This is a genomic window from Spirosoma pollinicola, assembly GCF_002831565.1.
Lineage (GTDB): Bacteria > Bacteroidota > Bacteroidia > Cytophagales > Spirosomataceae > Spirosoma > Spirosoma pollinicola.
In genome coordinates this window covers 4,134,092-4,157,175 of sequence record NZ_CP025096.1, presented here as the reverse complement: position 1 = coordinate 4,157,175, position 23,084 = coordinate 4,134,092, and the positions used below count along the sequence as shown (strand labels likewise).

Here is a 23,084-nt window from a genome sequence, read left to right as displayed (position 1 = left end):
AAACGGTGTTACCTTTAGATCACTGCTAACCGCTTTGATGATCAGTACCTTTTCGCCTGGTTGCCTTATTGGGAAACTCCTCCGGACGGACCGCCCCTGCCGGACGTAGTGAGGAAGTTTACCCCAGTCAACCATGACATCCCTCTCGGAGGAAGCCTTGGCTCCTTCAGACCAATTAGCCACCTATCTGGCCGCCCGTCGCGACGCTCTGCTTAATAACTGGCGAACCGCTTGTGAGACCGATCCCGCCCTGAAAGGCGTCAAAAGCTTAAGCCGCGAAGAGTTCAATAATAAAGTCCCCTTCATGCTTAACATGCTGCAGCAGCTGTATATTTCGGCCTAAAGTAGGCCATTCAATACGGCCATGACAGGCCATACATTCCGGCTAAATCAGGCCACCTGTGGATAAGTGTAAGAAGGCCCGTAGTTTGGTTGAGTGACAGATTTCCCCTGACTCTCAGCAGCGACTATGGCTAACCAACGCTTACCCATGTATCAGATCCGACGCATTCTTCAACTTCGTCAGCAAGGCTACAGTAAACGGGCCATTGCTGCCACATTAGCCGTAGCCCGATCTACTGTAGATCAGTATCTGGCCACTATCGAAGGCCATTTTGCCACACTGGACCAAGCCCTCAGCTGGCAGGACGACCAGCTCCATCGTTTATTGGCTCAGCCACTAATCCCCAAAGCGGATCGTATCGGTGATCTCTACGAACGCTTTACCAGCTTCGACGCTCAGCTCAGCAAGCCGGGAGTAACCCGGTTCCTTCTGTGGTCTCTTTACAAGCAGCACAACCCCGACGGGCTTCAGTACACGCAGTTTTGTCTACGCTATAAGCAGTGGTTACAAACGCAGCGGACAGTTATGCATATCGAGCATAAAGCCGGTGATAAACTGTTTGTCGACTATGCCGGCAAGCGCTTGACCGTGATGGATGCTACGACTAATCAGCCCGTTATCTATGAGTTCTTTGTGGCCATATTGGGTTGTAGTCAGCTGACTTATGCGGTGGCCATGACCAGTCAGCGTAAGGAAGACTTTCTAACAGGACTCAGTAACGCACTGGCCTTTTTTGGGGGCGTACCGGCCGCCGTTGTTCCTGACAATCTGAAGGCTGCCGTACAAACGGCCAATCGCTACGAGCCTGATCTGAACCAGACCATCCAGGACTTTGCGGCCCATTATGGCACGTGCATTTATCCGGCCCGCAGCCGTAAGCCGCGCGATAAGGCGCTGGTAGAAGGGGCGGTTAATATCCTCTATCAACGGGTGTACACGGCTCTTCAGGATAAACCGTTTCACACTTTGCAGGCGCTTAACCAACAGATTATGCAACTGGTTGAAGCCCACAATCAGCTCCTGTTTCAGGGCAAAACGTATAGCCGCCGACAACGTTTCGAGACCCTGGAAGCGACTCAGCTACGAGCACTACCAGCCGATGGGTATGAACTGAAAGAGTACCGGCTGGCCAAAGTTCAGCTCAATTGCCATGTACTGCTTCAACCCGACAAGCATTATTACAGTGTGCCACACCGGTTTGTTGGTCAGCAGGTTAAGCTGGTATACACCCGGCAAACCGTTGAGCTATATGGCACCGGCCACCCGGCACCAGCACGAGCGCATTGCGTTTCACTCCCGATGCCCTCTGGCTCATGGGTATTCAACACGACCCGAGCATTTACCTCCCCAGCAGCAGTGGGTAAACCAGTGGTCACCCGACTTTTTCCGGCAACAGGCACTTGAGACCGGTCCCTGGCTGACCAAGGCCATTGAGCAGGTATTGAAGCGCCTGGAGGCCCCTGTCAACGCCTATCCGCAACAGGTCTACCGCTCCTGCGCCGGTATTCTTTCACTGGTAAAAAAAGTGGAACTTAACCGCCTGGAAAAAGCCTGCGAGCGGGCGCTGCACTATGGGAGTGTATCCTACAAAATTATCCGTGGCATCCTGGATAGTGAACTGGATCGGCTCCCCTTACCACAGGTAACCACAACGTCTATACCGGCTCACGAGAACATACGGGGAGCCGTTGCATACCAATAAAATAACTATTAAACCAACTGAAAAAGGTGAATAATCAGGCAACATTAGATCGTTTGAACGGGTTGAAACTCGCCGGGATGGCAACCCTCTGGCAAACGCTGCTCCAGTTACCGGCCCATCAATGGCCCCCACAGGAACAATTACTGGACCGGTTACTGGATGCAGAATGGGAATATCGCCACCATCGGCGTACCCAGTTAGCCGTTCAGCAGGCCCGCTTCCGGTATCAGGCCTCACTTGAAGAAATCCGCTATAGTCCGGAACGTCAACTCGACAAGAGCCTGATTCTAAGGCTGGCCGATCTATCATTTATTCAACGAGGAGAAAATCTGCTGCTCACGGGTGCAACCGGTTGTGGCAAAAGCTATCTGGCGACCGCTTTTGGGTATCAGGCTTGCCTGAAAGGGTTCCGGGTCGGCTATTTTGCTTTGCCAAAACTGATTCAAACACTCCATATGGCTCGAGCCGACGGCTCTTTTGTCAGAGAACTAGCCCGTCTGGAGCGATTGCATGTGCTGATCCTGGATGACTGGGGACTGGCACCGCTGGACATGGATGCCAAACTGGCCCTGTTACAGATTATGGAAGACCGGTATGGTCGCCACTCAACGATCATAACCTCCCAGCTACCGGTTGCTCAATGGTATGATTATCTGGCAGAACCAACGATTGCCGATGCCTTCCTAGACCGGTTATTACATCAGGCTCACCGTATTGAGTTGAAAGGAGAGTCTCAACGAAAACAGGGAAAAGGGGAAGAAAAATCAGTATAGCGCTTACCTTTATGTCCTTCTTCTTACACTTATCCACAGTGGCCTGATTTGCCGGAATACGTGGTCTTCGATTGCCGGAATATATAGCAGCGGCTGCGGAGCCAGGACGAAGAACAGCAGATAGGCCTGTTAGCCGCTGAACATGGCCTCCATCGCTGGCAAAAAGGGTATACACTAGCCGAATTATCGGCCGAGATGATACACCTGAGCACTATCCTATTGGGGGAGTTACGACTCTGTTGGCAACTCTACCCAACCATAGACCGGCAGGACATGGCGACGGCGTATGAGCAAATGGCCCAGTTCGCTAACCAGATCAGTGTGGGTAGCCTGGAGCAGTATGACATCTTACAACGGACAGCCGCTTTGAGCCGGGTGGACGCCCTGGAGAAAACACTAGTTCAGTTGAATCAGGTGAGTCAGCAGCGGAGTGATTTGTTACATCAATCATCTCATGACCTACGGGGCAGTTTCGGTATCATTGAGGGGGCGGCCTCCCTGTTAGAACTAACCAGCGATTCGGAAGAAGACTGGAAACCCTTTCTGGCTATGTTGCAACGCAATCTAGCCAACAGTCGCCGTTTAGTGACCCAACTCATCGAGGTCGCCCGGTTAGAAGCCGGCCAGGAAACACTCCACATCCAGCCCATGGATGCGGGCCAGTTGTTGACCAACCTGGTAGCAAGCTACCAGCCCCTGGCCGCCGAGCGGGGGCTTTTACTCAAAGCGGATGGCCCGGCGGCCTTGCCCGTCGAGTGTGATCCGGTGCAGCTTCAGCGGATCCTTCAAAACTTGGTGCTCAATGCCCTCAAGCATACCCCCACCGGCTTGGTATCGGTCTCTTGGACCCGAGAGAATGATTACCACTGGATCGTCAGTGTACAGGATTCGGGACCGGGTTTGCCCACGGCTACTCAGGCGGGTTCATTACCCCAATTGTTAGCTCCCTCCCCGGAATCGACAGCGGCCTTTGGCCTGGCTAATCCTGCTGCCGATGCGCAGCAAGGGGCAACGATTCAAGCGTCTAGCTCTGCTTTTGCCCATAAAGGGGAAGGTATCGGCTTATCGATCGTGAAGGGATTATGTGAACTGCTGCGGGCCAGTTTAGAGATCGAAAGCCGGCCGGGAGCGGGCACCCTGTTTCGGATTCGCCTATCGACTCACTGGCACCCCTAATTGGTCCAGGCTTGGGTAGATCATCAGGCAACTTTCCTACTAGCCTAAGGTCAGGTAGAGTCATTCAGGCTCCTTATACTTATCCTTTCCGGGTGGTAGACTATCCTGCCAGTACTGACTGAGGGTTCTTAAAAATTCACTCCATTCCTCATAGCTGGCAGGCTTTGACAAATAGCTACTCCCACGTCGGTTCACCTCTTGGCGATCCTGGATATAGGTCGACGAGCTAACCATGACCACGGGTAAATGACGAAAGCTGGAAGAGGGTTCTTTCAGAGAGGTCAATAAGCCAAGGCCATCCTCTAAATGAGGCATATACAGGTTACTCAGTATCAGGCGAGGCAACGGCTGCCTTTCTATTAAGCAACACTGGAGATAACTAAGAGCCGTTGGGGCATCAATGAGATGAACCAGTTGTACATCTGGCAAGACTCGCTGTAAATGCGCCCGTAGCAGGATCCACAAATCAATCTGATCTTCAGCAATCAGCATCCAGTCGGTATCGTGATTTGGATTCATTCCTAGGATAAAGTATAATTCCAAGCGTCAACCTGCCCTGTTGCGGGCTTGGTCATGGAGGAGTTCATAAATTGAGGCCGTGGACCTACGTAAACGTATTGTGTTCAACATAGCCTATTTTATAGGTGCCTTTAGCGGAACCAGGTGCACTATGTATCTAGGCTGGCTTGGATTGATCGTCTCTTTCTAAATCAATCTGCTCAGCTTGTTTAAGCTCTTCTTGCTTCTGACGGGCTAAAAGGGTAGTACGCTCTGAACTGAAATGGATACTTAACTCCGTTAGTTGGTGAGTATGTTGCGTGACTATTGCAGCCATTACACTAGAGTTATTTCTATTATTAAATAGCTCATTTCGTTCCTGTCCTTGCTGCACTAGCAACCCAGTCCGGGTCTGTTTTTCAAGACTAGAAAGCTCTTTTAATTCTCTAATATGGCTTTTTAAGAGTGCAATCCTTTGTTCAAGCCACGTCAATTCTACACCCATTATTAGCTTCCGGTTACAGAGATATTATTCTAACAGCATAGTATCTTTTCTGTTGTACAATCAAACGTTATGTTGATCCAGTAAATGGATCGAACTAAGTATTCGCTTATTCACTTACTATTATATAATAAGAGGACGAGATGATCCTCATATGGTGTGGATAGAAGCGGAAAGCAGACTGGCAATGTTAGTCTGCTTTTTTGTTGTATAATCTACGTGGCTGTTGCAAAAGTCGATGCTCGCTTGTATTAGCTCCAGGAAAAGACAGGTTTGGAGCGTTCGGAAGCCTGAAACAAGCTTTCTTTCTCCGCAACTTTATTTCATTCCAGACTTTCGCAACAGCCACCTACATTATGTTTTGTAATACAGGTTGTCAGACTAAATTGCTGTCTGTATTACACCTGTAAGACAACCGTTTTTTTAGAACTTAATCGCGTTTTCGGTAGTGGCTTAACTGCGTTGATCGGCGAAGAAAAACTGATTGATAAACAGGCCGATTGTTGTGTCATGGACCGCAACAGATTTAGAAAAGCAGATGGTTCGACGGGTCAGTCGTTTCAGGCGTGTTCGGAGGGTAAGATGCTTACGCTCAAGACTCTGTAAGGAAGCTTTACGGACTAAGCGTAATCGTTGATCTAGGCAATCAAAATAGGCCCACCAAGAGTCCGTTATCCATCTGATTACCTCGATTTTAGCCTGCTCCAATAGACTTAGTAAATGTCGAAAGGTTTGGTGGGTACGGCGGCCAAAAACAAAGGCAATGATCTCGCCTGTCACCGCATCTTCGACCCACCACAGCCAACGGGGCTGTTTCTTGTTCCGCACGGATTTCCATGGTTTATGCAAGCGCGGGCGTATAGTTTTTGTCATATTTCTGCTGGCGGTTAACCACTGAGCAAACACGGTGGATGAGTTTATTGCGAACTGCATTCAGAACCAGCATCTTGTTTTTGCCTTCACCAATTTTTCGTTGGTAGTAATCTTGTAACTGCCCTTTCATCCGAATTGCTGACATGGCACCCAAATGAAAAAGAGATTTCAATCGAAGTCGGGCGTGCCGACTTACCCGCGTTTTACCACGGACACTACTACCTGATCGGTATTCAAAAGGAGCCACGCCAGAGTGACAGGCAAGTTTTTTGGGATCGTTGATGGCCTTAAATTCGTTGGTAGCCACTAACACTTCAGCCGCAATCGCATCACCTACGCCAGGAACGGAGGTGATCCAACCAAAAAGCTCCTTCAAGCGATCATCGTCCTGAATGAGCTTATTGATTTGTTTCTCCGCACTCTCCAAGTCGGCATTGATGGCTTTTAACGAAGCCTGGCAGTTTTTAGCCAGCTGCTTTTGCAAAGACTTTTCCACGAAGCCCTGCTGCTCGTTAAGGGGTTGTTGGAGTTGCTGGCGAATCCTTAGAAGCCGTTGACGAAGGGCGCTGAGAGCGGCCAGTTTTTGCAGAACGGGCCGTGGTGGCTGCCACAAGCACATTTTATCTCGAAAGCGGAAAGCATACTCGGCAATTCGGGCTGCGTCAATGGCGTCAGTTTTACCCCGTTGAAGACCGCCTGCTTTCTTAATCTGCAAACTGCTTTCTAACCAAAGGGGAAAAGAAAGTTTGTGTAAGTAAGCCAACAGATGAGCATTGTAAATGCCCGTGTGTTCGGCACAGCAAACCGATTGGCCAGCCTTGAAACCTGGTAGTGCCCTGATGAGTTTAAGGGTGGCCTTAATACCTTTTTCCGTATTTTCTGACTGGCATTGTAAGAGAATGGTTTTACCATCGAAGACGGCCCAGTTCAGTGTGGCTTTCGAAACGTCAACACCGATGAAATAGCAAATGTCCATAAGAGATAGTAATTTAGGCCGGCCGGTGCCGTGTTCAACAAGTCCTTGCTTCAATGCTCAAACCCTTGCTAATGGGGCAGTATCCCCGAATTTCCATTCGAGCCTTTAAGCAAGTAAAACAGGGTGGGTCCTGAATCCGCGCATAGAGCTGGAACTCTGCGGCCCCCTAGGGTAGCCCACCCTGTTCACTTGTTGGCAAGCTACCAAATCTTAGAATCTTACCACGCCACAAACCTAAAGGGCGGCCCCGTCGTGCCTGTTCATAAAGCCAGTATTCACTGGTGTTCTGGCCGGATGTTCTGGCGCCAGTGAATACTGGCGATATGAACAGGCACGGGCGAATGCCCGCGCCAGAAAACGACCCCTACTCCACAACCAACACCGACTGCACCGCCAACTTCGGTACAGTTACCGTGGCGATACCATTCGCATATTGAACCGGCAGGCTCCGATTTTCGGGTTGCTGTACGATACGATTTGGCTTTTTATCGGCACGAATCCGAACAGTAAGATTGGTTAATGGCGGCACTTCGTCGTAGGTGAATACTTGCGGATCGGCGTGGCGGCCACCCGTATTGATCAGGTTTACCGCCGTGCGGTCGTGTTGCCAGTTCAGGACAACATGTACCAGCTTTGAACCGCTCACCTCAACCAGAGGCTTGGTCAATAAGGGTTTCGCTAAAGACGCAATAAAATCCCGCAATTTTGCCGATTGATGTTTTTGATAATCGCGACTCAGATCGGCATACACCGCGGTTAGTTTACCCTTACCGAAGGCCGTTTCTGTAGCAATAACACCCGATACCGGGTCGCCCGCTTCCGATTGCAGAAACTGACCGATGGGTTTCGTGTTTTCACCGGTAATACTTACGTGCAAAAAAGGGCCGGTCAGCACAACCGATGCGCCACCGTGTAGGATAAACCTCGGCCCAGCCGTTACAATTTCGGCGGGTGAAACCCCCAGTTCAGCGGCAAACGACCTGCTTGTCTGTGCCCCTATAATGAGCAAATGCCCCCCCTGCCGGGCGTAAGCGAGCAAATCGCGTCGGAAATCCGGATCGAGCGAATCCTGCTGCGATACCACAATGATCGGATATTGATTCAGCCGCCCTTTCAGGTGTTGTTCCGATAGCACCTCAACAGGTAGTTGAGCATCTAAAAGGGCGGTTAGTACACCGCTAATTCGCTGCGTTTGTCCATTGCCAAACAGCGATTGATTAAATGCCCTGACTGTCGAGTTTGTATACAAAACAGCGACCTGCGGCATCGGAACGCTGCCCTCGCAAAACGGTTGCCGGGCTCTTACGAAGCGGCTCAGTTCGACCATAGCGGGCTGTTCGCGTCGGGAAATCGAGGCATCCCGTCGTTGTTGATAATAGGCCTGAAAGCCGCCCCCCAGCGAAATTATTTCGGCAGCTTCCTGCATCAAATGAACCGCCGTTTTCTGGTCGCCCTGCCGTTGCACCGGGTTGAATTCATACCAGAAACTCCACGACATCAAATCCCAGGGTTTTCGGTAAAGCTGCCCCTGTGCGGCCATTACCCGCCCTTCCAGGGCAGCCGAATTTACGCTGTTACTCGGCGTCAGATCGCCCGACAGGAAGTCGACATGGGTGTTGATCGGTTCCGGCATCATGGACGAATAGGCCCAGTTCGACGCAATTCGGAAGGTGGGTATATGCCGATGAACAGCATCGACATAGTGCCCCAAATACTGTAAAAACGACTGTCGGGCAAACTCAACAAAGGCGCTATAGGCAGCATCCTTGTCTGAACGAGGCACCGTTTGGATGCCCGTTTCGGTCTGAAATCTCGCCAGTGCCGCCGGAGAATAATCCAGCACCGTTGCCCAGCATTCACCGTCGACCCACACGCCATCGGCCCCGTAATCGGCCAGTTCGTTAAGTTGAGGAATCAACAACGAATCGACATAAGGCCCATGAACCGACGTTTTGGAAATATTGATTGTACTATCGGCTTTTTGAACTGCCCAATTTGGATGCTTAGCCAGCACAGCCTCATCGTACACCCCCGAATAATGCAGGTACAAGCCTATGCCATGTTTACGTGTAACTGCCCGATAGAATGCGAGCGGGTCTTTCGTGATGTGGGGAGCCACAGTAGCATTGGTCACGTTGGATGAGTAGCTCGACACGCCCGGATGCCCCTTGCAATCGACCTGGATAAAATCGGGCTTAACGGCCGTCAGCAATGAGTCGAGCCCGTGTTCCGATAGATTATGTCCAATTAGTGAGTCATGAACGCCAGCATGGAAATCGAAATGCAGGCCAAAATACCGTCGGCTCTGTTGCGTCGAACTGGTCTTTGACGGATTCACAACCGGCTGGGCAAACACCTGAAGACTAAAAATAACAACAACGGGCAGCAGAAATAACTTCATTTCCGGGTAATTTATTTAAACACAGGAAGGACACCAACCAGAAAGATTACTGTTGCCCGGCTCCATGCATGGCAAATCAATGATTAAGTCTACATATTTATAAACTCTATTATTTGAAATGTTTCTTAAGCAAAGGCATTTCTGACCTTGTGAAGCAGTGCACCAGACGGTATCTTGCGGTGCATGTGTTATTTATCACCTGCATAGTTCCCTCTCCCACCTACCGGGTAAACCACCGTATGCAATCTTCCGCTTTAACTACCAGAACAACAGGCCAGAATAATATACTGATAACCAACAAATTAATTGGCATTGGAATTTTTATACTACTCACGCTGGTATATGGTATTTTCTTTATTCGAAACTTTTCCGGACCTCTGGCCGAAATATATCCCGGTGGTGATGTAGATCAGTGGGAGTATATGGGGTACTATCTATGGGAAAACTTATCGTTTACACCCCTTCCTCATCTCAATCTGGTTAACAACCAAACGTTCTTCCCCTACGGCACCAGCCATATGTTTCAGGGATGGGCTTTTGAGGCAAACGGCTGGTTTGCTCTGGGTTATTCATTCTTCGGTATTGGCCCCTGGCTAAATGTGTATTACCTGCTGAGTTTACTGATCACCAGTATTGGCACATACCTTTTGCTCCGGCCAGATTATGGTGACCGTCGTGCCTGGCTGGCGGGTCTTATTGTCTCCTTTATCAACTTCTACGCACTCAACAAATACCCCGGGCATTTTGCGTACAGTATTATTCACTGGATGGTGTTAAGTATGCTGACCGACTTCCTACTGGTTCGACGATTGGTGTTAAATCAGTCTATTTCGTTACGTCTAGTCTTACTAAAATCAGTATTCCTGACACTTTGTCTAGGCCTGGATGTAGGGTATGTACTTGGCTATGCCCTGAGTTCATTTACCCTGAGCGCCTTGTTTATTGTCGTCTTGTTTATATACCGAGTCTACCGGCAACCTGTTGCAACAACGACTTATCTTCGTCAGGTTTTAACCAGCTGGCTTAAACAATGGCATCCCGTTGAATCGACTATCCTGGTGCTGGTTATGGCTGTCGCGGCTTTTTTTTATGTCCCCTTACTGATAGAGGTAGCCCAAAAGACCTCAGAATTAATTTTTATTGACCGGTTTGCTGGCGGACACGGCTGGGTGCATCCTTTTCGGCTACTCCTGCCCTGTTTCCCCGGCTTTGATGCGATAGACAATCTACTGGTGGGTAAGTTGCACGACATGCCCGAAGGAAGCGGAGCCGGCAGTCCGGGCTGGTTGTTACTTGGTCTGACAACCGTTGGTTTCTGGTATACGCCCAAATCTATCCGATGGGCCTTTATACCATTGGGAGTTTTCTTTTTATTACACCTTTTCTATCACCCAATTCGTCTGCCTACGTTACAGATTTTCCCCTGGTGCCGGTTCAATCGGCAGCCATCACGCGTTACGCTTGTCTATCCGGTTATTGCGGCAGTTTTTGCATTGTATTTACCGGGGAAATTAACACGTTTTGTCTGGATACCATTACTACTCGTTGGTGTGTTAGAGACTAGTACAGTCTTCCATTTCCGGTATGCCTGGAAGCCCTATTATTTCCCCACATCGTTTGAGCCGTATATGAAGCGTATCCGTCAGCAACCGGGCGAAGCCATCCTTGACTGGCCGTTCTGTGTGGTTGGGGGTAATGGTATAGGAGGTGTCAATGGCTTGTGTCCATTGTATAAACGAACCAATACGATGTATGCGCTGAAACGCTTTCATGGTAAAAAAACGGTGGGACAATATTTTGGACGCCTGCATGAATCCCAGGTTCAGCCATTTTTGCAAGCTGGCTGGCCAAAATTACTTAACCCATCCGACAACCCTGATTTTATGCGCGCCAACCAGCTAACAACTTGTTTCACGGAAGAGCAGTGGGCATTTTTCGACCGTTTTTACGAGTTGAATGACTTTGCAGGCATAAATCTATGCATTGATCTCATACCCGAATCGTGTGTGAAAGGTTTTTTTGCCCGATATGGACAACCAGTAGCCATCACAGAACTAACAGGCTCAGGACGCCTTGCATTTATCCCTAAGTCGGCGAGTGCCAGGCGTAAGGTCAACCCCAGTCTGGGGAAGCAGATCCACTTCCCCTGCGGCTGTTCGGCTATACAGTAAGGGTTTGGACAGTGGATTGATTGAACCTATCGGGTAATCTAATCCACTTGTCTTATTCGGTCTTATAAAGCCGCGTTAAACAGCTCCAGGTTCATAGAAAAATGGAGAAAGGAAACTAGCTATTTCCCTCCTCCATTTCTCCTAAAAAACTAATATTCCTGCACCAGCGGATGCACCATAAACTCGTCGATCACGACATGAGCCGGGCGGCTAACGATGAACAGCATCGACTCGGCCATGTCTTCGCTTTGCAGCCAGCCTTTAGACGTTTCGTGGCCGTGACCTTTCTCGTGGAAGTGTGAGTCGACAAGACCCGAATACACGCCCGTCACTTTGATACCGAATGAACGAACTTCTTTGCGTAATGCACCCATGAATGCTTCCTGTGCATACTTGCTGGCGGTGTATAGCGACCCACCGGCAAACGTTCGCTTGGCTACGTCCGAGGCTACCACAACGATGTGTCCAGAACCCTGTGCTTTCAGCGTTGGCAGAGCCGCTTTGGTAAGTATAAACGTACCTTTCACGTTGGTGGCCATAACGCTATCCCATTCATCAACGGTAATTTCGTCCACGTTTTTGAAAACGCCATAGCCCGCATTGTTAATGACTACGTCGATCCGTTTGAATTGATCCAGAGCCGTTTGCACCACGGCTGCCATGTCGGACTCGCTGGCAACATCGCCCGCCACCGCAACAATTTTTCCCCGAACATGCCCTTCAGCAGCTTCTTTTTCGAGTTCCTTCAGCTCGTCGGCGTTGCGAGCGGTGACAACTACATTCGCACCATGTTGTGCTAAAAGCATGGCCGTTGCCCGGCCAATACCGCGCGATGCGCCCGAAATAATAATGGTTTTGTTTTCTACATTCATCGTAATTCAGTTAAAGCGACTAATCGGCCTTTTGCTTTTTAAAGTAGCGAATCATTGGGCCGTAACCTAGGCCCATACTCAAACCCATAACAGCCTGCGTTAGTCGTTTGGTTTTGGTTTCGGTGGTTTTGGCGTCTTCAATCCAGTTGCTGAAATAGACCTGATGGCCCCGGCTCAATGTCTGAAAGTAGGCTTGTGCAGCCAGATCATCTTCCAGACAGGTCAGCAGATCGGCGGAGATAGGCAGGGGCGAATCGTCAAGTTCCAGTGTAACCCGAACGCTGGCACCGGCCTCTTTCCGAATTCCCCGGCGCATGGTGGCGTTGATTGGCATGATGAAACCACCCTCACGTTCACCCGAACGGCCCATTGGCAGAAGAGCCACTAATTTTATGGCATAATTGTCCAGCGTTCCTTTTACCCGAAACGACGTTCTCTGACCGGGCTTGATGGTTTCAGTAATATCAAGTGGAATATCGATATACGTCCATCCGGTTTTCTCGCCTTTCTCGTCGAATTTTTGAAGGATGGTTGTAAATGTGTGCATGGGCAAATATAGCACGCAGATCATACGGATTAAATGGATTCTCACCGATCTAAATCTGCACGAATCCGCTAGATCCGTATGATCCGTGTGCCATTTATTTTATGAAGAATAGCGGCCCAATGTAGCCGACAAGGAGGCCTTTATTTCCTGCACCAGACTGGCAGGTTCCAGCACCGTCAGGTGTTCGCCGTAACTGCGCAGGTGCATAAGCAGATCGCGGTTGGGGGCCAGACGCAGTCGCACGACGCATTCGGTGTCGGTGTCGCTCAACACTTCCTGCGTTTGGTGAATTGGTTTGGCTTTCACATATTGACCAAACAAAGGCGAAAACGACAGGACAATATCTTCTACCGGCCCGTGGCTATCGGTAATGCCGTAGATATGCTCGAAGAGGTCGCTCACATTGGCGAGAATAGTGGGCGGTACATCGCAGGGATCATCCAGCAGTTCGAGTTCGCTCATACGGTCGAGTGCAAAGGTTTTTTCGCCCCCGCTCACAGCATCGTACCCAATTACGTACCAGCTATCGGCGACTTCCCGCAATAAAATCGGGTGCAGAATGCGCAGTTTAGGGCGATCGGCCTGTATGGCCGCCAGACTAGCTGTTTTGGCTTTTTTCGCCCCCTTGCCAGTCATTACCGGCACGACCTCTTCATATTTCAAATACCGAAACGCCACCTGTCGGCTCTGGTTTACGGCCCGGATGAGTATCGGCACAAACTGACGATTACCGCCCAGAATTTTCTCTTCGACATACACAATCCGGCGCGAAGCCGCAGGCCCTCCCCGGTCGTCGCTTCGTACCTCATGGATGATATCCAGACTCTGCCGCACCTTTTGTAACGCATTGGTCAACTCATCGGCAACGGTAGCGCCCTGCGTAGCAGCCAGCACCTCGCGGGCGTAGTCGAGGGCTTCCATGTCCTCGGGGGCCAGCATCAGGTTCAGCAACCGAAACTGCGGATTGCTGTAATAGTAGCCGTTGGCTCGTTTATCGTATTCGATGGGTGCGTCGTGGTCTTCGCGCATCCGCTGAATGTCTTTTTCGAGCGACGAAATCGACCGAATGCCGCACTTGTCCTGGCAGAGTTCGAACAGCCGCTGTTTGGAATACCGGCGGGGGTATCGGCTGATGATCTCGTCAATGAGCCGGTAGCGTTGAAAAGCGGAGCGGGTTATGGGCATGGAAATTATTTTTTTTCAACACAGAGGAGATGGAGATTCACACAAAGTACACGAAGAGAATCGCCTTCGTGGTCTCCGTGTAAGTCTCCATCTCCTCTGTGTTTAGTTAGACAAAGCAACAAAAATATTTTTCAAAATAAAAAGAAGACCGTAAATAGATTACGTTTTGAGGGATATACTTTTGAATCGGACATTACATAGACTATATCATGACTCATACACAGCGTCCCGACTCAAACATACCGGCTTATACGCCCCGCCCGTCGCTCTCGACCCGGCAATTAGTTGACCTCGAACTGGGTCTGTTTCTGCTTCAGCAGGTACACCCCACGGCTCCACCAACGGCACTCCCGGCCCTGCTTCGGCCCGACGATGTCCGCTGGCCCAGCCTATCGCCCAAACAAAAAAAATACCTGAACAGAGGGCGGCTTTTACTGGCTCATTTTGCCAATAACCTCCACTGGCAGACACTTCTGGATGCCTACGCAGCTGCGCCCAATCATCGGTTAGCTTTCGACCTCAGCCGCGATTGCAGTCATTTCTCCGAGAAAACCGTTGGTTTCTCCCGAAACCGGCTTGGCGTTCTACGCAAAATGCTAGCCTGATCTATCATATCCAATGCCACCGATTCAAACTCTGCGAACGATGAAACTCATGATGATGACCGCCGAAAACAATAACAAATACTACGAAATGCGGGAAAAAGAAAATGCCACGTTCGATGTGTACTATGGCCGTGTGGGTGGTTTTCGGAGCAAGGCCACACATCCCATAGCGCATTGGGATCGAAAAGTCCGCGAAAAGAAGGCAAAGGGATATACAGACCAAGCCAATTCGTATGACGACGCCAAACCAGTGACACCGCTCGAAAGCATGAAGCTGACGATTGAGTCAGTAGCCGATAACCACGTCCTGTCGCTCATTAAACGTATGATGGGCGCCGATGCCAATACGCTGGAAAGCGCTTTCATGGTACGGCATGCTGTTAACGACGCCGTTTTCAATACCTATGTTCGGCAACAGAAAAATCGCAAGACGGTAGCGCTGTGGCACAGCAATCGCCGTGACAACTGGCTGTCCATGTTAAGAACAAATCCGACGCTCAGCCCGGCAAACGCCATCAATACAGGTAAATCGTCCGGATACGGCATTCACTTTGTCGACCAGTTCAGCCACTCGCCCGAGGATGCATCTCAACAAGGACAGGCGAATGAGGATTATCTGGCCATTTATGAAGTACACGTTGGCGAACAGCTTGAGCTTTCTCAACAGGAAATCAGGCATGTACAGCTAACATCCGACGTACTCAAATACAAAGACACCCAGTATGATTCAGTGTTTGTGCGCCAGCGTTCGGGCCTGCAAAAAAACGAGTTCATTGTTTACAACCCGGCACAATGTACGCTTCGATACATTGTCAAAATAAAGGCATAAGATGGAGTTACAACGCAAAAAACTGGACCCGCTGGTCGTGCGCTTTATTGCCACGACGCTTATTCTGGCCGAAGGCAGTACAACCACACTGGCCGTAAAAAAAGCCCTGCGTCAGCGTGGCTACGAAGCCCGCCAAGCCGATGTTTCGCAATGGCTGTTTGTGATCAGCCTGTGGGAGAACTGGACTATTGATGACAATGGGAAGCACCGCGTTTTTCATTTTCCACGGGCGGCATTCTCCCTGCAGTAATGCAGTTGTTTATCGTACTTTTTCTGGCAGCAGTAGGCAGACGTTGTATCCGTTTCTGCCTGCTGCTGTTTTTGTTTTCGGTGAAATTCAATGAGAAAGTAAATCGTAGAAATAGTTAAAACTTTTTTTTCAAAAAAGAGAACAACGTAAAAAGGTTACGTTCTTGTAGTAGTAAATTTGATTCAACAAGAACGATAAACAACAAATACGATGAACACTCTTCTCTCCACCCCCCGTGTTTCCCGCCCGGCCCTTGCCAGTCTTCTTCACTGGCAGGAGCCACTGGCGACCCGGCTGCGCTTCCGGCATGCGCTACCTGGTATGGTAGCCAACCGGCTGCTCAATGTGGAGCTGGGTCTTTATTTATTAGCCGAACTGGTTCCTCTTGCACCGCCACAGGTTCTGCCTGATTTATTAACAGGCCACGGCGCTATTTACCGGAATCGGCCGATCTGGTCGCCCCGGCAGCACCGTGCGTTGAGCCAGGCCCGTATCCTGCTGGCCCCCTACATGGACCGCAGTGCCTGGTACAACGCGCTGGCCAAATACGCCACCCTTCCATCCGAATTAAAGGCCTACAACTCGCAAGGCACCCTCCGCACCGATGTGAGTGGGTATCTGCTGAGGGAGCGGCTGGGTATGTTTGTTAAGGCGGTGGCGTGAGAGAAGAGAATTGTGTAGTGAAAGAAGTTAGCGGGCGTTTTGGCGTCCGCTTTTTTTGTGTTTGGCGATTTATGCTTGGCCAAAGAGAATAGGTAGAGCGCCTATTTTCATGGTTATCTCATCTATTCAGCTCTATAGTTAAGTGAGCTATATAGGCATTAAAAAAGTGATTTTTAATGTTTACCTCAAAAATCACCCTAAATGGGATGGTGACTGAGGGGGTAAACCTTAAAAAGGGTGGTTTTTGAGGTTGATCCCGAACGATCTAAAGTGGTAAGCTTAGACTTAATTTAGAGAGACAGGACAGTTTGATATGACTATATAAATAGCGCAAAAAAAACTTTTTACATATGATTAATTTTACAAGGACTTAGTAATAGTATATCTTTAGACAAGATTAATTACCTTAGTCTGCTGTTTTAAAGCTACAGCTTAAATTCTATTCAAGCCTAATATTGTGTATATATCAATCAGCTTAATCCACCATTTCTAGATAGCCTTACGGCAGGCGTTCGACCCCAACCCAATAATGAAGCCCTTTTTTAAAACTAATTCAGGAGAACTATATCTCGGTGATTCCGAGAACTTACTACAAGGTAGTGTTGGTGAGAAATTAAAAGGGAAAGTTAACCTCATTATGACTTCCCCCCCTTTTCCACTTAACCAAAAGAAGAGCTATGGTAACAAAACTGGAGAAACCTATAAAGATTGGTTTGTTAGCTTGGCTCCTGTTTTCGCAGAACTACTGGCTCCTGATGGCTCTATAGTTATTGAGATTGGAAATGCATGGGAGTCTGAACGACCGGTGCAGTCTTTACTCCCTCTTCGGTGTCTACTTGATTTTGCTGAACATCCCGATGCTGGCCTGCGCCTTTGCCAAGAGTCTATCTGTTACAATCCAGCCCGTTTGCCATCTCCTGCGCAGTGGGTCACAATTGACAGAGTCCGCATGACAGATTCATACACCCACGTTTGGTGGCTCTCTAAATCAGATAATCCGAAAGCTGACAACCGAAGGGCATTACGCCCATATAGTGCTAGTATGGAGCGGCTTCTTAAACGCCAATCTTATAACGCTGGTAAGCGACCTTCAGAGCATGTTGTTAGCGCAACTGGTTTTTTAACAGATCATGGAGGCTCTATTGCACATAACCTTTTTGAGATAGAACCTATTCATCCCGGCGACGAACCTCGATTACCGAATGCATTCCGTATTGCTAATACGGGTTCATCTGATGCATTTTCTAAAGCTTGTCGCCGAGAGGGTATAACACCCCACCCTGCGCGTATGCCGGAAGGATTAGTTTCTTTCTATACCGAGCTTCTGACTGAGCCGGGCGATTTAATATTAGATCCTTTTGCAGGTAGTTGCACTACAGGTTCTGTAGCAGAAAGATTAGGCCGTCACTGGGTTGGTATTGAAATTCAAGAAAGCTTTGCCCAACAAGCTAGGCTTCGATTTGAGGATGCTATTGCGCCAACAAAAAAATCAGCTATTAAATAATTCTATCTTCACCCTTCACCCTTTGATTATTAGATGACAGCAGGCTTTACCTCCGTAATTACCAAACTGGCTAACATTGATTTATTCGAGCAGGACCAAGCCATCCAAATGCCCAAAACAGGTGTTTTTGTTGGCAACCCCTTTTACATTGACTATGATAAAGCAAGACTACTAGTCGCCGATGCCTGGAAGATGAAAGCAGGTGGTCTGCCCCAAGGCTCATTTTTATTAGCTTACTATATCAACGTAAACGAAGCTGATGTTCGTGAAGCCATCCTGTTACGCGTACTTGGCCCAACTTCGTTACCAACTGATTCAGATGTGGTAGCATCAATGGTGGAGTTCTATAAAGAAGGGCTTACTTCGGAGGGCCGTAAGGTGAATGTAGATCAATTTACGCGCTATGAGTTTTCGTTCTCCGGTGTTGAGTGCCGTGTCTTGGGAACATTCTATGCAGATAAAGATGATGAGACATGCTTTGGAGCGGATGTTGAGAACTTCATGAGTGCTCACCACTATAAAGTTATTAAACCCAATGCGAAAGTGTTGGAGAAAATTATCAATTTTCGTAAAGGAGAGCTTACGGGAGCGGCAACTGACATTAATTTAGGCTCAGTAAGATACAGTTCAACCAGGCGTTTTCAAGAAGCAACACCCAACGTACCTGTTTATGTAACGCCTAAAGATTTTCTTGGTAAACGTACTGCCATGTTTGGCATGACACGAACTGGAAAATCTAATACAGTCAAAATTATTATTGAGGCAGTCGAAAATATGACTGCTCTAGCTGTCAGTCCTGCTTTGCCGGACAAGAGAACAGAGAACTCCAAAATTACTGAGGTAGAATTAGCGTTGCTGGAGCCATTTGAAGGAAGCATGCCAAGATACCCAGCCGGTCAGATCATATTTGACGTCAATGGCGAATATGCTAATGCTAATCTTCAAGATAAAGGCACAGCTATATTTGAAATATACGAGTCCAAGACGCTACGCTACAGCGTAATAAGTAAGCCTGGATTTCGCGTAATGAAGGTTAATTTCTTCAACGATGTTGAGTCAGGATTTGAGTTAGTAAAAGCGTATTTAACGGAAGAGTCTGGCGATTATATAAAAAGCTTCTTAGCTGTCGACATGACGCGACCAGACAATTACGAGAAGGACAGATTTGGTTCAGCAGCTACCCGTTATGATAGATGAAAGGCCGCCTATTTGTGCTCCTTAAGAAAAGCAGATTTTGTAGCCCCTGCTAACTTTAAGGTTAAATTTGATGGGAACGTGGAACTGAATGCTCTCGCTGGGGGTATAGATCCATCTAAAGGTATTAAGCTCGACGATGCGATAAAGTGGTGGACAACTATCTGGTCTAACTATCCTACTCATTCTTTTTTCACAAATTACTTGGCTAGCAAAGGTCACGAATGGGCAGATGAGGGGCTTAAAGCACTTTTGGTAATGCTAACCCAAAAAAAGACACCCACCTCAGCTATCGTGAGCGGATACCAAAAGTTGAATGGAATTCGCAGTCAACATACAGAACAAGACGGCAAACCTTTCGAAGATGACATTATCAATCACCTTCGCTCTGGAGGCATTGTGATCGCTGACTTATCACAAGGCGATCCGGCATTACAACGTATGTTTTCTGAACGTATTTGCCGAAAAATCTTTCAGGATTCAATGGCAAGGTTTATTGCGAATGAGCCCAATAACTTTATCCAGTTCTATTTTGAAGAAGCACACAACCTTTTTCCAAAGAAAGATGATAAAGACTTGGCACAGATTTACAATCGCTTGGCAAAGGAAGGAGCTAAACTTAATCTTGGAATGACTTACGCTACCCAGGAAGTATCTTCGATTAGCTCAAACATTTTGAAGAATACCCAGAACTGGTTCATTGCTCACCTCAACAATGAAGACGAAACTCGTGAGTTGCGTAAGTATTATGATTTTGGGGACTTTACGGAAGGCCTTGTCCGATTCAGCGCCAGCAGTGACCAAGGCTTTGTCCGAATGAAAACTTACTCTAATCCATTCGTGATTCCAGTTCAAGTGAAGCTTTTTGGAAAAAAAGCAGAAGTTCTACCAGAAAATCCAAATGATGTTTCCACTGTCACTGAAGGCAGTCTACCCTCACCCGTATAATGGCATACTCCTCAGACCGGCGCCCGATGGAAGGGGCATCCAAAACCTCCCACCGTTACGTAATCCAAGACGAAACTGTTAAGCAATACTTGAGCCAAGTTGCTCCGCGCATAAAGCCTAGCGACATCAGTCTATCCCAACATATTCTGATTGATTACCAAGAGTGCATAAATAACCCAATTGAAAGTTTCATGGCCTTTGATGGTGGTTACCAAGAAATTGTCGTTGAGCCTGGTCATCCATCTGCGGCTCTATGTTTTTTCCAATTTGGTGCACTACACTTCCGGCGGGATGATTTGGAGGGTCTTGAGAAGATTCCTTTCATCGACCCTGATGATATGGCACGGCTTCGCCAAATGGATCGATTAAAGCTGGTACTACCACTACGCAACTATGTGATGGCTACAGAGAGTAGTATTACCCATTCCATCCGTCGTACTTTGCAGGCATTCTTTGCTATCCCCCGCAAAGGTGATGCAAAGTCAATGCTCGATACGCTTCGTTGGTTTGTATTTCGTCAATATCTACCTTCTAATCAACAGCTCCCATCTTACACTTTATCACAATGCCCTCATTGTCAAGAGAGAGTTGAATTAAAAGTAGCTCAGTTACACCCTACTACTTACTCCATGCCTTGCTCAAATTGCAGACAAGAGTTGCTTCTTATAGACGTCTTACGTTTACATGAGGCTATTGATGACGAACTTGGGGCTGGAGGCATTATGGGTTATGTCACTACTGCTATTGAGCAATTGATATTAGTACATTTTATTCGCATAATTCTTGATAACAAGCCAACACTATTTAAAGAGATATTTTTCTTTAAGGACGGCCCACTAGGCTTCTTTGGTCAGACTGTCAATATGCACAAACCAATGCTTGATTTAGTCTCGTTTGTGCAACAAAAATATCACTCTTTATACCTTGTAGGCTTGGAAAAGAGTGGTGCGTTCGTCGAGCATGCCAAAGAAATCTCTCACTTATTAAAACCTGGACAAGTTTTATTACTTGACAATGATTATATATACAAATACATTACTCCTGGAAAAGCTGATAACACAGAACCATACGCGCATACGTCTTATTATGGTCAAAAACTAATATTCAAAACACCAGAAGAAGCAGTATATGTAGTGACGGTACCGGTTCCTAAACTATCCATCAAGCCCACAGCAAGCTCTCTTAAAGATTTGCAGGTCCTTTTAACAAACGTAGCCAGACTGCGCTGCGATATGTATGATAATGCTATAATGCCCATTGCATTGGCAAATAAGTTAGTTTCCCTATCAAACCGCCCAAGTGCTGGTATTCTTCAACGGTTTGCTCAAGGGAGGGCCACTTAAATCGGATGAATTGGCAGACAGCATGTCTTTTGAAAATCAGAAATTTAAATTTGGGCCAATATTGAAAATACTAGAAGCCACTTCTTACCAAAGTCCGATTCGATCCGGCGGTTCAACCAAACCGTGGCTTACGCAGGTGAACGATCAAGGCAACCTTGTGCCATATGTAGTTAAGCTGTTCACTAAAAAGCAGACTCTACAACTTCACCCAATTGCCAAGGAGGTATTTGGCAACATATTAGCCCAAGAATTTGATTTGATTATACCTGAATGTGCACTAATTATGTTTAGTGATACGTTCGTAAACGATTTACCAGAACGAGAAGCATTACGGTTACGTGAGATTGCAGATGGCCTAAAATTTGGTTCAAAAGAAATACCAAATTCCTCTATTGTTGATGTCAGACAACAAAGATCTTTGTTGAAAAGCTATAACATGGGCACTATCTTTGCGTTCGATAATCTGGTCTGGAACCTTGACCGGGGTGGAGCCCGCAACAAACCCAATCTGCTGATTGACGACGATACGCTAATTCTGATAGATCATGAACAGATATTTCCTTTCGCTAATGATACGCTTACGCCAGATGCCTATGTGATGCCTTCGTTCGACCGAAGCGCATGGTATTATCCATACGATAAGCATTTATTCTATCCGTTGCTTAAACGGATGTCCGTCCCCGAAAAGGCAAGCCTTTTTGAGACATTTCAATATTTTTTGGAAAATTTATCGCTTAGTTCGCTGGATTCAGAAGCTATAACTTTGCAATTTGAAGGTATTGAAATCGGGAATTATCCCGTTATTCGTGAGCATCTGTTGCAAACTAAAGCCCGCGCCGGAGAGTTCTGTAAATTCTTAACCACACTTATCGCGTGAGCTCAGTCTTCTACTATAGCGTCCTGCAATACCGGTACGCCCAATCATTGGGTGAAGTACTGAATGTTGGTGTATTGCTACTGTTTCCTGAGCAACGCCAGGCTGTTTTTCTACACCCCGAGCGGTTAGGACGTATCCGAAAACTATACCCTAAGTTTGCCGAAAAGGTAATCCGTTCCTACTTCAAGGGCATTGTCGCCCGAACAAAGCAATTAACGAAACAGCCCGAAATCTTCGCTGACTACGAAGCGCATCCACGGCAACTTATTGACAACGAAATTCTGATCCGCGACAGTAGTGCCTTGCAGTTTGGTGAGGTAAAAACATCAGTTTTATACACAGAGGATTTATCAGCAATCGGCGAGCAATTCTATAAACTGTATCTCTCGTTCTATGAAGAAGACGAGTATCGCCCACGTCATGACGAAACCTATTTGCTGAAAGAATACAAACAATTGCTTCGTCAGCGTCTGGATGGCCTGTTATCGCGTGAGGCTTTTGAGCAGCCGATTACGGTTAAGCCAGAAGGAACGAGCTTTGCGTATCAGTTTCCATTTGCCTGGCAAAATGGTAGTTATAATCTGGTAAAGCCCGTTAGTTTCGATCTGAAGCTAGAGCAGTCGATCAACGAAAAAGCAACGCTTAACGTAGGCCAGTTTACTGTTCTTAATGATTATGCAGAACGACGCAATGCCCGCTTCGATGTGCTGGTCGCCCGGCCGAAAGACCGAAAACTGTATAAACCCTATGAGCAGGCCGTTCAGCTATTAGCGAATCAGCCCCGGGTGAACATCATTGAGGAAGAGAAATTAGACGATTATTCGCAGAAGACGGCCGAAGCCCTCAGATAAG

The 23,084-nt window shown here is 47.8% G+C and carries 24 protein-coding genes; 16 read left to right on the top strand and 8 right to left on the bottom strand.

The window, feature by feature from the left end; all coding sequences use genetic code 11:
• Positions 1 to 133: 133 nt before the first annotated feature.
• The 5 genes from CWM47_RS17355 (at position 134) to CWM47_RS17340 (ending at position 3,994) form a co-directional block, all read left to right on the top strand.
• The gene (locus CWM47_RS17355) at positions 134 to 343 is read left to right on the top strand and encodes a hypothetical protein (protein WP_100989512.1); all 210 of its coding nucleotides are present in this window, start codon (positions 134 to 136) and stop codon (positions 341 to 343) included.
• A 126-nt stretch (positions 344 to 469) separates the two neighbouring features.
• Complete coding sequence (gene istA / locus CWM47_RS17350) at positions 470 to 1,747, top strand: IS21 family transposase (RefSeq protein WP_240625931.1); 1,278 nt, start codon at positions 470 to 472, stop codon at positions 1,745 to 1,747.
• A gap of 37 nt (positions 1,748 to 1,784) precedes the next feature.
• Positions 1,785 to 2,045 (top strand): hypothetical protein, encoded by a 261-nt coding sequence (locus tag CWM47_RS39235; RefSeq protein WP_240625930.1) that lies wholly within the window; start codon positions 1,785 to 1,787, stop codon positions 2,043 to 2,045.
• Between the two features lie 26 nt (positions 2,046 to 2,071).
• On the top strand, positions 2,072 to 2,818 hold the full coding sequence (gene istB, locus CWM47_RS17345) for an IS21-like element helper ATPase IstB (RefSeq protein WP_100989511.1): 747 nt from the start codon (positions 2,072 to 2,074) through the stop codon (positions 2,816 to 2,818).
• A 195-nt stretch (positions 2,819 to 3,013) separates the two neighbouring features.
• Positions 3,014 to 3,994, top strand: a complete 981-nt coding sequence (locus CWM47_RS17340) for a sensor histidine kinase (protein ID WP_100989510.1) — start codon at positions 3,014 to 3,016, stop codon at positions 3,992 to 3,994.
• A gap of 60 nt (positions 3,995 to 4,054) precedes the next feature.
• Here CWM47_RS17340 and CWM47_RS17335 read toward each other — a convergent pair whose 3' ends face one another.
• The 5 genes from CWM47_RS17335 to CWM47_RS17315 all read right to left on the bottom strand — a co-directional run bounded on the left by CWM47_RS17335 (position 4,055) and on the right by CWM47_RS17315 (position 9,244).
• Positions 4,055 to 4,513 (bottom strand): response regulator, encoded by a 459-nt coding sequence (locus tag CWM47_RS17335; protein ID WP_100989509.1) that lies wholly within the window; start codon positions 4,511 to 4,513, stop codon positions 4,055 to 4,057.
• 157 nt (positions 4,514 to 4,670) lie between these two features.
• Positions 4,671 to 4,997 (bottom strand): hypothetical protein, encoded by a 327-nt coding sequence (locus CWM47_RS17330; protein WP_100989508.1) that lies wholly within the window; start codon positions 4,995 to 4,997, stop codon positions 4,671 to 4,673.
• Between the two features lie 450 nt (positions 4,998 to 5,447).
• A complete protein-coding gene (locus CWM47_RS17325; protein WP_206170658.1) occupies positions 5,448 to 5,867 on the bottom strand; it encodes an IS1 family transposase in 420 nt (139 codons plus the stop codon).
• Positions 5,836 to 6,843 (bottom strand): IS110 family RNA-guided transposase, encoded by a 1,008-nt coding sequence (locus CWM47_RS17320; RefSeq protein WP_100989506.1) that lies wholly within the window; start codon positions 6,841 to 6,843, stop codon positions 5,836 to 5,838. Before CWM47_RS17320 ends, CWM47_RS17325 begins: the two co-directional genes overlap by 32 nt.
• Before the next feature lie 364 nt (positions 6,844 to 7,207).
• Positions 7,208 to 9,244 (bottom strand): type 1 glutamine amidotransferase family protein, encoded by a 2,037-nt coding sequence (locus CWM47_RS17315; RefSeq protein WP_100989505.1) that lies wholly within the window; start codon positions 9,242 to 9,244, stop codon positions 7,208 to 7,210.
• Positions 9,245 to 9,483: 239 nt separating this feature from the next.
• On the opposite strand from CWM47_RS17315, the gene CWM47_RS17310 reads away from it, so the two are divergent.
• Positions 9,484 to 11,415: a hypothetical protein gene (locus CWM47_RS17310; protein WP_100989504.1), complete on the top strand. Its 1,932-nt coding sequence runs from the start codon at positions 9,484 to 9,486 to the stop codon at positions 11,413 to 11,415.
• A 149-nt stretch (positions 11,416 to 11,564) separates the two neighbouring features.
• On the opposite strand, the gene CWM47_RS17305 is transcribed toward CWM47_RS17310, so the two are convergent.
• The 3 genes from CWM47_RS17305 to CWM47_RS17295 all read right to left on the bottom strand — a co-directional run bounded on the left by CWM47_RS17305 (position 11,565) and on the right by CWM47_RS17295 (position 14,019).
• On the bottom strand, positions 11,565 to 12,287 hold the full coding sequence (locus tag CWM47_RS17305; RefSeq protein WP_100989503.1) for an SDR family oxidoreductase: 723 nt from the start codon (positions 12,285 to 12,287) through the stop codon (positions 11,565 to 11,567).
• 19 nt (positions 12,288 to 12,306) lie between these two features.
• Positions 12,307 to 12,834, bottom strand: a complete 528-nt coding sequence (locus CWM47_RS17300) for a YdeI/OmpD-associated family protein (RefSeq protein WP_100989502.1) — start codon at positions 12,832 to 12,834, stop codon at positions 12,307 to 12,309.
• A 99-nt stretch (positions 12,835 to 12,933) separates the two neighbouring features.
• The gene (locus CWM47_RS17295) at positions 12,934 to 14,019 is read right to left on the bottom strand and encodes a helix-turn-helix transcriptional regulator (protein WP_100989501.1); all 1,086 of its coding nucleotides are present in this window, start codon (positions 14,017 to 14,019) and stop codon (positions 12,934 to 12,936) included.
• A 209-nt stretch (positions 14,020 to 14,228) separates the two neighbouring features.
• Here CWM47_RS17295 and CWM47_RS17290 point away from each other — a divergent pair, with 209 nt between their 5' ends.
• The 10 genes from CWM47_RS17290 (at position 14,229) to CWM47_RS17250 (ending at position 23,083) form a co-directional block, all read left to right on the top strand.
• Positions 14,229 to 14,624: a pPIWI_RE_Z domain-containing protein gene (locus tag CWM47_RS17290; protein WP_100989500.1), complete on the top strand. Its 396-nt coding sequence runs from the start codon at positions 14,229 to 14,231 to the stop codon at positions 14,622 to 14,624.
• 13 nt (positions 14,625 to 14,637) lie between these two features.
• The gene (locus tag CWM47_RS17285) at positions 14,638 to 15,453 is read left to right on the top strand and encodes a hypothetical protein (protein WP_100989499.1); all 816 of its coding nucleotides are present in this window, start codon (positions 14,638 to 14,640) and stop codon (positions 15,451 to 15,453) included.
• A 1-nt stretch (position 15,454) separates the two neighbouring features.
• Positions 15,455 to 15,703 carry a hypothetical protein gene (locus tag CWM47_RS17280; RefSeq protein ID WP_100989498.1) on the top strand — a complete coding sequence of 83 codons (249 nt, stop codon included), beginning with the start codon at positions 15,455 to 15,457 and terminating at the stop codon, positions 15,701 to 15,703.
• A 210-nt stretch (positions 15,704 to 15,913) separates the two neighbouring features.
• Entirely contained in the window at positions 15,914 to 16,366 is a 453-nt protein-coding gene (locus CWM47_RS17275) for a pPIWI_RE_Z domain-containing protein (RefSeq protein ID WP_100989497.1), read from the top strand.
• Between the two features lie 529 nt (positions 16,367 to 16,895).
• Positions 16,896 to 17,870: a DNA-methyltransferase gene (locus CWM47_RS17270; RefSeq protein WP_100989496.1), complete on the top strand. Its 975-nt coding sequence runs from the start codon at positions 16,896 to 16,898 to the stop codon at positions 17,868 to 17,870.
• A gap of 33 nt (positions 17,871 to 17,903) precedes the next feature.
• Positions 17,904 to 19,067 (top strand): helicase HerA domain-containing protein, encoded by a 1,164-nt coding sequence (locus CWM47_RS38940; protein WP_206170656.1) that lies wholly within the window; start codon positions 17,904 to 17,906, stop codon positions 19,065 to 19,067.
• Positions 19,068 to 19,145: 78 nt separating this feature from the next.
• Complete coding sequence (locus CWM47_RS38935) at positions 19,146 to 20,012, top strand: ATP-binding protein (protein WP_206170654.1); 867 nt, start codon at positions 19,146 to 19,148, stop codon at positions 20,010 to 20,012.
• Between the two features lie 26 nt (positions 20,013 to 20,038).
• On the top strand, positions 20,039 to 21,355 hold the full coding sequence (locus CWM47_RS17260; protein ID WP_157815980.1) for a DNA double-strand break repair nuclease NurA: 1,317 nt from the start codon (positions 20,039 to 20,041) through the stop codon (positions 21,353 to 21,355).
• Entirely contained in the window at positions 21,312 to 22,232 is a 921-nt protein-coding gene (locus CWM47_RS17255; protein WP_157815979.1) for a HipA family kinase, read from the top strand. The genes CWM47_RS17260 and CWM47_RS17255 overlap by 44 nt, the downstream gene beginning before the upstream one ends.
• Positions 22,229 to 23,083 (top strand): DUF3037 domain-containing protein, encoded by an 855-nt coding sequence (locus CWM47_RS17250; RefSeq protein ID WP_157815978.1) that lies wholly within the window; start codon positions 22,229 to 22,231, stop codon positions 23,081 to 23,083. Before CWM47_RS17255 ends, CWM47_RS17250 begins: the two co-directional genes overlap by 4 nt.
• Position 23,084: the final 1 nt, after the last annotated feature.